We start from the raw sequence: 13,130 nt of genomic DNA, 5'->3' as shown, positions 1-13,130 counted from the left end.
GTAAAAATTCAGCTCATGCGGCCACAGCCTACACTGTGGGTGCCTGCCAGCAGTGTGGTGCAGGCACAAACAGGTGTGTTTGTGATAAAAAATGAAAATAACAACGCTAAAAGAATTCCTGTGCAAATGGGTGCTGTAAAAGATAGCCTGGTAGAAATATTCGGCGATATAAAATCAGGTGATAGGGTGTTGTTAAAAGGCAGCGAGGGGATTAAAGAAGGAACAAAAATTGGTAAATAATCACTATTGTCTGACAAAATTATAATCAAAATTCATTAGTGTCCGGTAAAAATATTTATTAGTTCTTTGAAAGTCTTGGTATAAATATGTTTCATGGGAAATTAAGTCGGTGACGATTTGAAATGGCTCATTTCATAACTTACTGTAAATCAGTTTGTTTATGAATCAGGGCAAATATGTTTTTTCTCAAATTGTCACATTTCTTCCTGCTCGAATTTTTGATCGTTGTGTTAACTCTTTCCAAGGAGATAAATGGGTCAAGCATTTTACTTGTTGGAACCAGTTAATGTGCATGATTTTTGGACAATTAAGTAATCGCAATAGCCTGCGTGATCTACTTGTTTGATTAACTGCACATAAAACAAAGCACTATCATTTAGGATTTGGCAGAAGTATTTCCAGATCAAATCTATCCGAAGCAAACGAGAAACAAAATTACCAAATTTTTGAAATGATTGCAGAAGCTCAGAAAATATGTATCTCTTCTACTGATTTTAATTTGTCAATTAAGGGGAATGTTTACGTTTTTGATTCTACTACCATTGATCTTTGGCTAAATGTTTTTTGTTGGGCAACTTTTAGAAGAGCAAAAGGTGCAGTTAAATTGCACACATTACTTGATATAAAAACTGCTATTCATATCTTCATGCATATCACGCCAGCAAGTGTTCATGATGTAAATGGATTAGATTTTCTCACCTTTGAAACAGGTAGGTATTATATCATAGACTGTGGCTACATTGGTTTTAATCGCTTATCAACTATTGATAAGGATGATGTATTTTTTGTAATCCGTGCAAAAGCTAATCTTAAATTTACAAGAGTCTCTTCTGAAAAACCTGATAAAGCAAATGGGGTGCTCTGTGATCAACGAATGCTTCTGCAAATGCGGTTAAAACTCAAACCTATATCGCCATCATTACTTATACAATTGTAGCTATCATCAAAACAACTTGAACATCAATTAGAAATGCTGGAAGAACGTTTGGTAATCAATGAAATTTCAAAAGAACAATACCAGAAGTTTTCTCAAAAATATACCAATGCTATTAGAAAATTAAGCGAGGAATTGGAACAAAACCAAAACATGAGTTTGAACCTTGAAAAAGCTATTGAAAAGGGATTGAAAATTGCTAAAAACATAAACCAGATGTGGATTACAGCAAAATATTTGGAAAAGAAAAAGTTGCAATATCTCATATTCCCTGATGGAATGGTGTACGATAAAAAAATAACACAGTTCGAACCTCCATAATAAATACCCTATTCTCCGCCATTGCCCAACACCATTGTATTACTGCCAAAAATAAAAAAGACAACCTTTTGCAAGATTGCCTTTTGAGTAATAAAGTCGGGTGGACTGGATTCGAACCAGCGACCCCTTGCACCCCATGCAAGTGCGCTACCGGGCTGCGCCACCACCCGAACTGATTGGGTTTCTTCCCCAAGTGGCGGCAAATATAGGAACAAAAGAATTTTTCAGGTTATATTGCAGAAAATTTTATCAGCAATCCATGAAAATTCTTTTAAAACAGGTTGCCATCGCAGATAATAGCAGCTCTTACAATGGTACCATTCAGGATATTTTTATTGAAAATGGAAAAATTATTGCCATTGCACCCAACCTGCATCAGGAAGCAGATCAGGTCATTGCATTACCCAATTGTTCGGTATCGCAAGGCTGGATAGACCCTTTCGTTCATTTTTGCGACCCAGGCTTAGAACATCGCGAAACCATCCATTCCGGTGCAGCGGCCGCAGCAGCAGGCGGATTTACTCGAGTAGCTTCCTTACCAAACACCACTCCCTGTATTCAAAATAAAACACAGGTTGATTATTTAATGCAAGCATCGCATTCCACCCCTATAACTATTCATCCTTTGGGTGCTGTGAGTAAAAATATAGAAGGAAAAGAATTGGCTGAAATGTACGATATGCAACAAACCGGAGCTTTGGCTTTTTCAGATGGCTTGTTGCCCATACAATCTTCAGGCCTCATGGTAAAAGCGCTGCAATACATTAAAGCTTTTAATGGTATTATTATTCAGATACCGGAAGATGTGGCCATAGCACCACACGGATTGATGCATGAAGGTGTTGTTTCTACCCGCTTAGGGCTTCCAGGCAAACCTGCCATAGCAGAAACCCTGATAATTGCCAGAGATATTGATCTGGTGCAATATACCGGCTCTGCCATTCATTTTACGGGTATTAGTACTAAAGCTTCAATAGATTTAATTGCCGCTGCAAAACAAAAAGGATTAAATGTTACCTGTTCCGTAACACCGCATCACTTATTTTTTTGTGATGAAGACTTAAAAGATTATGATACCCATTTAAAAGTGAATCCCCCATTGCGCACAAAAACCGATATGCTGGCTTTACGCGAAGGCTTATTGAAGGGAACAATTGATTGTATCAGCACGCATCATCTACCATTGGAAACCGACAGAAAAGTTTGTGAGTTTGAATATGCTAAACCAGGCATCATTGGGCTACAAACAGCCTATACCGTTATAAACAGTTTATTCCCTAATACCAATGCGGCTTTGTTGGCAGATTGGCTGGGTAATCGTGCACGCAGTATTTTTCATTTACCCAATGCAGCTATCATGCCGGGCAATGTTGCAGAACTTACTTTATTCAATACAAAAGATGGAAGTGTATTCACTACACAGCACAATCAAAGTAAATCGGCCAATAGCCCCTTTTTCAATATACCGCTTACAGGAAAAGTTTATGGCATTGTTCACAAAAATCAATTTCACTTGAATTAATCAGTTGAAGTATGGAGGTTTCATATACATCACATATTAAAAAAGGCATTATCATCGCTGTGCTTATCATGCTGCTCAATGCCATTGGCCAGATAACAGAACTTATTTATCTGCCCTGGTATGGCTTTATTATTTTATCGGTATTTATTGTTGCAGCCTTCATCAGTACCTGGTTATTTAACCACCAAACAAAAGGAGTAAAAGGTTTTTCATTGATTTTAAGCCACGGCTTTAAAACAGTGGCCGTTGCTACTGCATTATTTTTTGTATACAATTTTATATCCATGCATTATTTGTTTCCACATTATGTTGACCATCAAATTGGTTTATTGCAGGAAGCAGCTAAGCAACATGGAGAACCAATTACTAATTTACCGGACGATGTAAACCGGGCTAAACAAATTTGGATGAATACACAATTAGCAGGTGTATTAATATTATTTTTATTGGCCGGGGGTGCGGGTGCATTATTGGCAGCTGTGGCAGTACCTAAACAATATCGAACAACCACTACTGAATAAACATACAATGGACATATCAATTGTAATACCCATACTGAATGAAGCAGAATCATTACCGGAACTATGCCGGTGGATTGATAAAGTGGCAACGGAAAATGAATACCGCTATGAAATTATTTTGGTAGATGATGGCAGTACCGATAATAGCTGGGAAGTAATTATGAACTTATCAGTCGCCAATACAAATATCAAGGGCATTAAATTTCAACGGAATTATGGAAAAAGCGCTGCGCTGAATGAGGGTTTTAAAGCTGCACAAGGTGATGTAATTATTACCATGGATGCTGATTTACAAGACTCGCCCGATGAAATTCCCGAACTTCGGCAATTAATTGTGCAGGATGGGTTTGATTTAGTGAGTGGATGGAAGAAAAAAAGATACGACAATACACTTACCAAAAATATTCCATCTAAAATATTTAATGCAGCAGCCCGATGGAGCAGCGGTATTCCTTTACACGATTTTAATTGTGGTTTAAAAGCCTATAAAAAAAAGGTAGTAAAAAGTATTGAAGTGTACGGCGAAATGCACCGTTATATTCCGGTCATTGCCAAATGGGCGGGCTTTAGAAAAATAACGGAAAAAGTAGTGGCCCACCAACCCCGTAAATATGGTGTTTCAAAATTTGGATGGGAAAGATTCATCAATGGCTTTCTTGATCTGGCTACTATTAGTTTTGTAAGCCGTTTTGGAAAAAAACCTATGCATTTTTTTGGATTATGGGGCACTTTGTTTTTTAGTATTGGTTTCATTAGCAGCATCTATTTAATCATTGCAAAATTTATGGAAGCCGATTTTTCATTAACCAATCGTCCTTCATTTTATATTGCACTTACTTCAATGGTCATTGGCATGCAATTATTTTTAGCCGGTTTTATTGGCGAACTGATTGCCCGCAATGCATCAGAAAGAAATGTTTATTTAATAGAAGATAAAATTCGCATCTAATCGCATGTCAGCATCAGTAATCATCATAGGGCCTGCACATCCTTTACGCGGAGGGCTGGCTTCATTTAATGAACGGCTGGCACGTCAGTTTATGGAGGAAGGTTTTGATACGTCTATTTACACTTTTGCATTACAATATCCTTCTTTTTTATTTCCAGGCACCACACAATACTCCACAGAACCCCAGCCAAAAAACATTTCTATAAAAGTTTGCATTAATTCTATCAACCCTTTTAATTGGATTTATGTTGGATTGACATTAAAAAAAATACGCCCCAAATTAATTGTTGTGCGCTACTGGCTTCCTTTCATGGGCCCTTGTTTGGGTACAATTTTACGCATCGTTCGCTTTAACAAGTACACTAAAATTATTTGTATTGCTGATAATGTAATTCCACATGAAAAAAGGCCGGGTGATACTGCTTTTACCCGTTATTTTACCAAAGCCATAGATGGATTTGTAACCATGAGCGATAAAGTTTTGCAGGATTTAAAACAGTTTACACAAAAGCCTGCGGTAAAGGTAGTGCATCCACTATACGATAATTTTGGAAGTATTGTTCCTACAAATGAGGCCAGAGTGCATCTTCATTTACCTGAACATGAAAAAATTGTTTTGTTCTTTGGTTTTATCAGGGCTTATAAAGGGCTTGATATATTATTGCAAGCTATGCATGAACCTGCCATTCAACAAGCCAATATTAAACTGCTGATTGCCGGCGAATTTTATGAAGATAGCCAAAAATATGATGCCATCATTCAAAACTTAGCATTACAACCGCAGTTGTATCTGCGAACAGCATTTATTCCGGATAGCGAAGTAAAATATTATTTAAGTGCTGCAGATTTTGTTATACAACCTTATAAAAATGCTACCCAAAGTGGCGTTACCCCATTGGCCTATCATTTTGAAAAACCTATGCTGGTAACCAATGTGGGCGGCTTACCCGATTTGGTACCCCATTTAAAAGCAGGAATTATTACGGAACCCAACCCGGAAGCCATTGCAGCAGGTATTATTCAACTGTATACATTAGGAGAATCTTATTTTTTACCGCAACTTCGTGAAGAAAAGAAAAAATACAGTTGGGCTCAGTTAAGCAATGCCCTGCTGCAATTATCAAAAAATTAATTTTTTATACCCATAGCATTCAATGGTATGATATACAGAAGTAAAACTCCCTTACGCTTAGGCCTTGCCGGAGGTGGTACCGATGTAAGCCCTTACAGCGATGAATTTGGTGGTGCTATTTTAAATGCTACCATTTCATTGTATGCCTATGCATCTATTGAACCCATTCAGGAAAATGGTATTATTATAGAAGCCATAGACAGAAGGGAAGAACAACGTTTTGAATGGATGCCGCAATTACCCATTGACGGGCAATTAGATTTAGCCAAAGGCGTTTACAACAGAATTCAAAAAGATTACGGGCTGCCGCTTACCGGTTTTAAATTGTCCACTTTTGTTGATGTACCCGCCGGCAGTGGTTTGGGCACCTCCTCTACCCTTGTGGTTGCTATTTTAGGTGCATTTGTAGAAATGCTGAAATTACCCTTAGGCGATTATGATATTGCCCATTATGCTTATGACATTGAACGGAACGATTTAAAATTGGCAGGTGGCAAACAAGACCAATATGCCGCTACTTTTGGCGGCGTTAATTTCATGGAATTTTATGCTTCAGATAAAGTAATTGTAAATCCCTTACGCATTAAACAGGAGTATTTGAATGAATTAGAACATAATCTGGTATTGTATTACACGCAAACCAGCAGAGAATCGGCAGATATTATTAAAGAGCAACAAAAAAATGTGCATGCCAAAAATGAAAAAAGTATTGAAGCCATGCATCAATTGAAAGAACAATCTAAAATGATGAAGGAGGCTTTATTAAAAGGCCGCTTACATGAAATTGGAGAAATATTGGATTTTGGTTTTCAGGAAAAAAGAAAAATGGCACACAATATCTCCAACTCTTTTATTGAAGATATTTATCTGTCTGCCCGACAGGCGGGCGCTACCGGCGGAAAAATTAGTGGTGCCGGCGGTGGTGGATTCATGACTTTTTATTGCCCCAATAATACCCGTTATAAAGTTATTGATGTATTGAATAATTTTGGCGGAATTGTAAAACCCTATCAGTTTACACAACATGGACTAACCACCTGGACAGTTCAGTAAAAAATTGTATTATGCAAAACAGATTTAAAGAAATTATCAGCGCCTCTATTCAAGTAAAACAAGCCATATTGCAGGATGCCAATATGCTGCAACAATTAGAGCAAGCCATTCAGCTTATTACCAATGCCTTTACAAATGGCAACAAAGTTTTGTTTTGTGGTAACGGAGGTAGCGCTGCCGATGCACAACATTTAGCAGCAGAATTTTCAGGCCGTTTTTATAAAAACAGAAAAGCATTACCGTCTGAAGCCCTGCACTGCAATACCTCATACCTTACTGCTGTTGCCAACGATTATAGTTATGATGTAATTTATGCCCGAATTATTGAGGGCACCGGATTACCGGGTGATGTATTGATAGGTTTAAGTACATCGGGCAATTCACCCAATATTTTAAAAGCATTTGAAGCCGCAAAAGCCAACCAAATGATAACTATTGGCTTTACCGGCAGCACCGGCGGTAAAATGAAAGATTGTAGCGATATTTTATTCAATGTGCCTTCAACCGATACACCACGCATTCAGGAAAGCCATATTATGCTGGGTCATATTATTTGTGAAATGGTAGAAGCGAATTTGTTTACATAAAACAACCGCCCATTACATTCACTATTACACCGGTAATATTGCAGAACACCGGTTTTATAAACAAGCAACCGGTTTAACACAATCATTTTAGAAGCACAACATGAATGAAGCCATTATACTTGCAGGGGGCATAGGTACCCGCTTAAAAAGCGCTGTACCCGATTTGCCCAAATGCATGGCTCCGGTAAACGGCAAACCATTTATTGCATACATCATAGCCCATTTACAGCAACAGGGTATTGACAGGTTTATTTTTTCTTTGGGCTACAAACACCAATATTTTACGGAATACCTGCAACAACATCTGTTAACAGAAAGCTATACCATTGTAACAGAGCAGGAACCTTTAGGTACCGGTGGCGCTATTCAACTTGCCTGTTCCGCTGTACATTCAGAAAATGTTTTAGTTACTAACGGAGATACCCTTTACACCATGCATTATGCAACATTTAGGCAGTTCCATCTTAACAAAAAAGCAGGTTGCAGCCTTTGTTTAAAACCAATGGAACACTTTGATAGATACGGAGCCGTTAGCATCAATGAAAACAGTGAAATTATTGCTTTTCATGAAAAAAAATATACAGAAAAAGGCCTGATAAACGGGGGTGTATATTTATTGAATGTAACCCAATTTTTATCCAACAAATTGCCTGAAAAATTTTCTTTTGAAAAAGATTATCTGGAACAAAAAACCGGCAATAGAGAGTTGTTTGGCTATGTGCAGGATGAATATTTTATTGATATTGGCATTCCGGATGATTATTTAAAAGCACAAGCTGAACTCAGTTAACAATCGGCAACCTTAAATACAGTTTGAATGAATAATTTACCGGACATTAACCAGGAATGGACTTTATTTTTAGACAGAGATGGTGTAATCAATGCCGAAAAAAAAGAAGATTATGTATTGTCGTGGCAAGAATTTCATTTTTTACCGGGTGTAAAAGAATCTTTGGCATTATTGAACCCTTTGTTTAAAAGAATTGTGGTGGTAACCAACCAAAAATGTATTGGGAAAGGCTTGTTAACGGTAGATGGTCTTCATACCATTCATACAAATATGTTGCGGGAAATACAGGAAAGGGGCGGAAGGATAGATAAAATTTATTTTTGTCCTGATTTATCGGATGATTCGCCCAACCGAAAACCTGCTCCCGGCATGGCATTTCAGGCAAAGGAAGATTTTTCTGACATAGATTTTTCGAAAAGCATCATGATTGGCAATAAATTATCAGATATGGCATTTGGCAAAAATACAGGTATGTATACTATTTTTGTTGCAACCACCAATCCTGAAATCCCATTTCCGCATCCACTCGTTGATGCAAGATTTGATGATTTATACCATGCAACAAAGGCTTTAACAAAAGCATAAAATTTACGCTCATTTTTGCATTAAAATCAATAAGCAGGAACGGTGTTGTATCTTAGAGGCATATTTCATCAACATGCGCATTACTGTTATCACATTTTTAATGCTTCTACCCTTCTTTTCCTTCACGCAGAAAATGCCGACAACTTCTATTCAAGCCATTCAAAAAATAGAACCCCTGCTGCAAAAAGATGCGCATAATATTGTATATGCCAACGACTGGTTAGAACGTTTTCAGGCCGATAGTGCATTTATACGAAATTTTGTAAAAGCATTAAAAACACCATACTCATTTTATTATCCTTTCGATTCGGTTCAAAACATTTCCAAACTATATGCGCCGGATAGCAGCTTCAGAATATTTACCTGGCAGGTAATGAAAGATTATTCTTATTACCGGCAAAGAGGGGCCATTCAAATGCGCACTGCAGATGGCAGTTTAAAATTATTCCCTTTATTCGATGCTTCCGAATTTACCAAATCGCCTATTGATTCCATACGCACCAACAATAACTGGATTGGTGCCATATATTATAAAATTATCCTTACTACGTATAAAAATAAAAAATATTATACACTGTTAGGATTAGATGAAAACAATGCACGCAGTGAGAAGAAATGGATAGAAGTATTAACATTTAAACCCGATGGTCTGCCACAGTTTGGTGGCAATTATTTTAAATATCCTGCAGATGGCATTAAACCACCGCAACCTGCTTTTCGGTTTTACTTAGAATATAAAAAAGATGCAGGCGTACGCATGAATTACGATGCAAAATACCATGCCATTATTTTTAGCCGGCTGGTAAGTGAATCGCCCGATGAAAAAAATGCCTATAACTTAATTCCTTATGGCGATTATGAAGGGTTTAGATGGGTAAACGGTTATTGGGTTTATGTAAACAATCCATTTCAAAATATCATTTTCGATAAAAATCAATCCGATTTACCTGCACCCATTTTAGATGAAAAAGGTAACAGGAAGGAAAAAATTTTAGAAGAAATTTCCCGAAAAAATATGGAAAAAGCACAGCAAAAAAAGGATAGTATACAACACCAATAATTCATCAATCTTAAATCAACATTTTTTTAGTCGAGTATCATGATTTGTTGAGCAAAATCATACCCTCCATTATTTTTAGCTAAAATCATTTCATCTCAAAAACAAAAATGCCTCGTAAATAATACATTTACAAGGCATTTATTGCGTACGGGATGAGAGACCATCAAACCCGCATTTAAAAAACTTTGGTTCTCCTTTATCTATTTTAAAGTTAAATAACTCCTCCTTAAACATTTATAAACTACGTTGCATTTTCCTCGATACTCACCTAACGTTATGCATTTTAGAAACTTTTGAATAGATGCTAAAATAGACCAAGCTAAAGGTCATCCAATAAAACTAATTTTCAATATATAACTTCCAGATGAGTGTGTTACCTGAACATTCGCTAATATCCTGAATCATTTAATTTTTCCGCATTGCATAACTGTATTTCCTTTTTACAAAAACGGTATTTTAGGTTGTACAGCACATTTGCAGAATCAAAATCACACTCATGAATAAAAGAAATATAGTATCAGGTTTAATGTTGTTGGTATTGAACATGTCCAATGCCCAATCGAAAAAAGAAAATAACGACACAGCACATTTAAAAAGCTTACCGAATATAACGGTAGTTGGCAGAAACAGCAAGAGCGACTATCAACAAATGCCGGAAATTGTTGGCACCAATATTTATGCTGGAAAAAAGAATGCACTGATTGTGCTCGACAATGTGCAGGGAAACGTAGCAACAAATAATATGCGCCAGGTGCTGGCAAAAGTCCCCGGAATCCATATATGGGAAAGTGACCCAAGTGGTATTCAAATTGGTATTGCAGCAAGGGGATTAAGTCCAAACCGCAGTTGGGAGTTCAATGTAAGGCAAAACGGTTATGATATAGCTGCGGACCCTTTCGGTTACCCTGAAGCATATTACAATCCTCAATTGCAGGCTGTGCAAAGAATAGAAATTGTAAGAGGTCAGGCTTCTTTGCAATATGGACCTCAGTTTGGCGGTTTGGTGAATTATATTCTCCGAAATGGAAGTGATATAAGCAAACCTTTTGAGTTTGAAACGCAGCAGACTATTGGGAGCTATGGACTTTTTAACAGCTATAATGCAATTGGTGGAAAGAAAGGAAAAGTTCACTACTATACCTTCTTTGACCATCGCAATGGAGATGGTTGGAGACAAAACAGTCGCTATTATTCTAATGCAGGTTACGGAAGTATAACCTACAATTTCACTGAAAAGTTTTCACTAACAGCAGAAATAATGCGCTCAAAAATCCGCAGCCAGCAGCCGGGTGGTTTAACAGATGTACAAATTGAGCAGGATGCTCAACAAAGTTTCCGAAGCAGAAACTGGTTTGATATTACCTGGACAACTCCGGCGCTAATCGCCAATTATCAGTTCAACGAGAATACAAGATGGAACACAAAATTATTTGGCACTATCGGCAACAGAAACAGTGTAGGTTTTTTGCAATCGATCACTATAAAGGACAGCATTAATCCAGCTACACTTACTTACAACAACAGGGTAGTTAATCTTGACAAATACAGGAACTATGGTTTAGAAAGCCGCATCATCACGAATTATCGTTTAGGAAAAATGAATAATACATTATCCGGTGGCATTCGCTTATATATGGGAACCACAAAGCGTCTGGCAGATGGCAAAGGAACTACTGGTACAGAATATAATATAAGCATTACAGGAAATTATCCAAGAGATATAGAATTTAGTTCCAGGAATGCAGCCGCTTTTGTCGAAAATATATTTCGCCTTACAGATAAATTCTTAATTATTCCTGGTATACGGTATGAGTGGCTGGAAGGTTCATCATCTGGTCGCAATGGATACAATTCCGGCGGTGCAGAAATTATTTTGCAAAATATCACCCGAAGCCGCAGTTTCCTGTTAGCAGGAGTAGGCACAGAATACCATGTTACAAAAACAACGGAAATTTATGGGAATATTTCACAGGCATATCGGCCTATTCAGTTTGCCAATCTGCAGGCTCCCCCAACGACTGATGTTGTTGACCCTGATTTGAAAGATGCGAAAGGATATAATATTGATTTGGGCTACCGGGGCAAGCTGAAGAACTTTCTGCAATTTGATGTAAGCGGATTTTATCTACAGTATAACAATCGGGTTGGTACCATTACACCAACGGGAGCTACTTATAGATTAATAACAAATGTAGGAGCAAGTACAAGTAAAGGTTTTGAGGGATATTTTGAATTTAATCCTGTAAGGGCTTTTGGCAAAAACCAGCACACCGATTTAATAATTTTCGGTTCGTATGGGTATACAAATGCTAAATACAGCGGCGACCACAAGGACGCTAATACCAAAGGCAAAAAAGTTGAAAATGCACCAGCTAATATTTTCCGTGGCGGCATAACTGGTGGGTATAAAGGATTTTTGTTGACAGCGCAGGTGAGCAGTGTTAGTGAAACCTATAGTGATGCAAATAATACAATTACACCAACTGCAAATGGCAATACAGGCTTAATACCAGCTTACACTGTGGTTGACTTAACTGCTACATACAAGTTCAACAAGGGGCTGAATTTAAAAGCTGGGATGAACAATTTATTTGATGAAATATATTTTACCCGCCGCGCTGGTGGCTATCCGGGGCCTGGTGCTTTACCGGCGGATGGAAGAACTTTCTTTATATCGTTTGGAGTAAAGCTGTAAGGTTTATCCACACATAATTTGAGAAAAGCGGCAGAAAATTTTTGCCGCTTTCTAATTTTTAATTTAACCAGCTTTTGCAATCTTCTCCATAACATTCTGGCTAATGTCAAACTTGCAAAGTAGATCTCAGTGATTGCTCAATACTGAAAAATGGATTGATAAATTTGAATAATCACTTTATTTTTTTATAATCTACTACTTTAAAAAGTGTTTAAAGTATGACTAATCATAGGCTTTCCCCTCTTCTTTCTGATTTTTATAAAACAGACGGTCCGGATGCAAGAATAGGCATAACCCATAGAAGTTGAACATGGTATTGCTGCAGCAATGGAATTTGAATAACGCTGAGAACCCAATTTCAATTGATAGGGATAACGTGATAAAGACTACAAACATTAATTCTATGCATACACTTAACATGATGTATGATTAATCTGCATAAGTTTGGTTATATCCGCTACGAGCCCACCATGAACAGAGTCATTAAAAGCAATGTAAATTTGAATGATTGTGCTAAAGAAAAGTGTGTTATAGGAAAGAATTATGCAGTACCAAGTTTGATACCTTCCGAACCAGATAAATTCTGGCAACAAATTGGGTTGATCATGATGGAGTGTCTTGTCCTGAAATAGGTTTACGATTATTCGTAAATTAATTTTGGACAAAATATGCAAAAAAGAGAGATTAACAAAGAGGCTATCATAGCCGAGTATTTAACAGGCGATTATACTTATCGCCAAT

13 protein-coding genes, 1 tRNA gene and 1 pseudogene are annotated in these 13,130 nt (G+C 37.3%); 14 read left to right on the top strand and 1 reads right to left on the bottom strand.

The window, feature by feature from the left end; genetic code table 11:
• The 4 genes and pseudogenes from A0F92_RS00095 to A0F92_RS00080 form a co-directional block, all read left to right on the top strand.
• A pseudogene (locus A0F92_RS00095) lies at positions 1 to 240 on the top strand (hypothetical protein); the annotation flags it as partial.
• A gap of 160 nt (positions 241 to 400) precedes the next feature.
• Positions 401 to 586, top strand: coding sequence for a DUF4372 domain-containing protein (locus tag A0F92_RS15975; protein ID WP_068240377.1), 186 nt, complete (start codon positions 401 to 403; stop codon positions 584 to 586).
• A gap of 105 nt (positions 587 to 691) precedes the next feature.
• Complete coding sequence (locus A0F92_RS00085; protein WP_068240374.1) at positions 692 to 1,177, top strand: transposase; 486 nt, start codon at positions 692 to 694, stop codon at positions 1,175 to 1,177.
• Positions 1,178 to 1,210: 33 nt separating this feature from the next.
• Positions 1,211 to 1,495: a hypothetical protein gene (locus A0F92_RS00080; protein ID WP_068240371.1), complete on the top strand. Its 285-nt coding sequence runs from the start codon at positions 1,211 to 1,213 to the stop codon at positions 1,493 to 1,495.
• A gap of 96 nt (positions 1,496 to 1,591) precedes the next feature.
• Here the strand turns inward: A0F92_RS00080 and A0F92_RS00075 are convergent.
• A tRNA-Pro gene (locus A0F92_RS00075) sits at positions 1,592 to 1,665 on the bottom strand.
• Positions 1,666 to 1,754: 89 nt separating this feature from the next.
• On the opposite strand from A0F92_RS00075, the gene A0F92_RS00070 reads away from it, so the two are divergent.
• The 10 genes from A0F92_RS00070 (at position 1,755) to A0F92_RS00025 (ending at position 12,389) form a co-directional block, all read left to right on the top strand.
• Positions 1,755 to 3,017: a dihydroorotase gene (locus A0F92_RS00070; RefSeq protein ID WP_068240369.1), complete on the top strand. Its 1,263-nt coding sequence runs from the start codon at positions 1,755 to 1,757 to the stop codon at positions 3,015 to 3,017.
• A gap of 11 nt (positions 3,018 to 3,028) precedes the next feature.
• Entirely contained in the window at positions 3,029 to 3,538 is a 510-nt protein-coding gene (locus A0F92_RS00065) for a DUF4199 family protein (RefSeq protein ID WP_068240366.1), read from the top strand.
• A gap of 7 nt (positions 3,539 to 3,545) precedes the next feature.
• Positions 3,546 to 4,487 (top strand): glycosyltransferase, encoded by a 942-nt coding sequence (locus tag A0F92_RS00060; RefSeq protein WP_068240365.1) that lies wholly within the window; start codon positions 3,546 to 3,548, stop codon positions 4,485 to 4,487.
• 4 nt (positions 4,488 to 4,491) lie between these two features.
• The gene (locus A0F92_RS00055) at positions 4,492 to 5,619 is read left to right on the top strand and encodes a glycosyltransferase (protein WP_068240363.1); all 1,128 of its coding nucleotides are present in this window, start codon (positions 4,492 to 4,494) and stop codon (positions 5,617 to 5,619) included.
• A 27-nt stretch (positions 5,620 to 5,646) separates the two neighbouring features.
• Complete coding sequence (locus A0F92_RS00050) at positions 5,647 to 6,672, top strand: GHMP family kinase ATP-binding protein (RefSeq protein WP_068240361.1); 1,026 nt, start codon at positions 5,647 to 5,649, stop codon at positions 6,670 to 6,672.
• Positions 6,673 to 6,683: 11 nt separating this feature from the next.
• A complete protein-coding gene (locus tag A0F92_RS00045) occupies positions 6,684 to 7,259 on the top strand; it encodes a D-sedoheptulose-7-phosphate isomerase (protein ID WP_068240359.1) in 576 nt (191 codons plus the stop codon).
• A 100-nt stretch (positions 7,260 to 7,359) separates the two neighbouring features.
• Positions 7,360 to 8,049 carry a nucleotidyltransferase family protein gene (locus tag A0F92_RS00040; protein ID WP_068240357.1) on the top strand — a complete coding sequence of 230 codons (690 nt, stop codon included), beginning with the start codon at positions 7,360 to 7,362 and terminating at the stop codon, positions 8,047 to 8,049.
• A gap of 27 nt (positions 8,050 to 8,076) precedes the next feature.
• A complete protein-coding gene (locus A0F92_RS00035) occupies positions 8,077 to 8,634 on the top strand; it encodes a D-glycero-alpha-D-manno-heptose-1,7-bisphosphate 7-phosphatase (protein ID WP_068240355.1) in 558 nt (185 codons plus the stop codon).
• 133 nt (positions 8,635 to 8,767) lie between these two features.
• Positions 8,768 to 9,694: a hypothetical protein gene (locus A0F92_RS00030; RefSeq protein WP_068240353.1), complete on the top strand. Its 927-nt coding sequence runs from the start codon at positions 8,768 to 8,770 to the stop codon at positions 9,692 to 9,694.
• Positions 9,695 to 10,190: 496 nt separating this feature from the next.
• Entirely contained in the window at positions 10,191 to 12,389 is a 2,199-nt protein-coding gene (locus A0F92_RS00025; protein WP_068240351.1) for a TonB-dependent receptor family protein, read from the top strand.
• Positions 12,390 to 13,130 lie beyond the last annotated feature (741 nt).

Origin of the sequence: Hydrotalea flava (assembly GCF_001623405.1) — a bacterium.
GTDB classification, from domain to species: Bacteria; Bacteroidota; Bacteroidia; order Chitinophagales; family Chitinophagaceae; genus Hydrotalea; species Hydrotalea flava.
The sequence above is the reverse complement of the archived record's forward strand: the minus strand, read 5'-3'. Positions and strand labels throughout refer to the sequence as shown.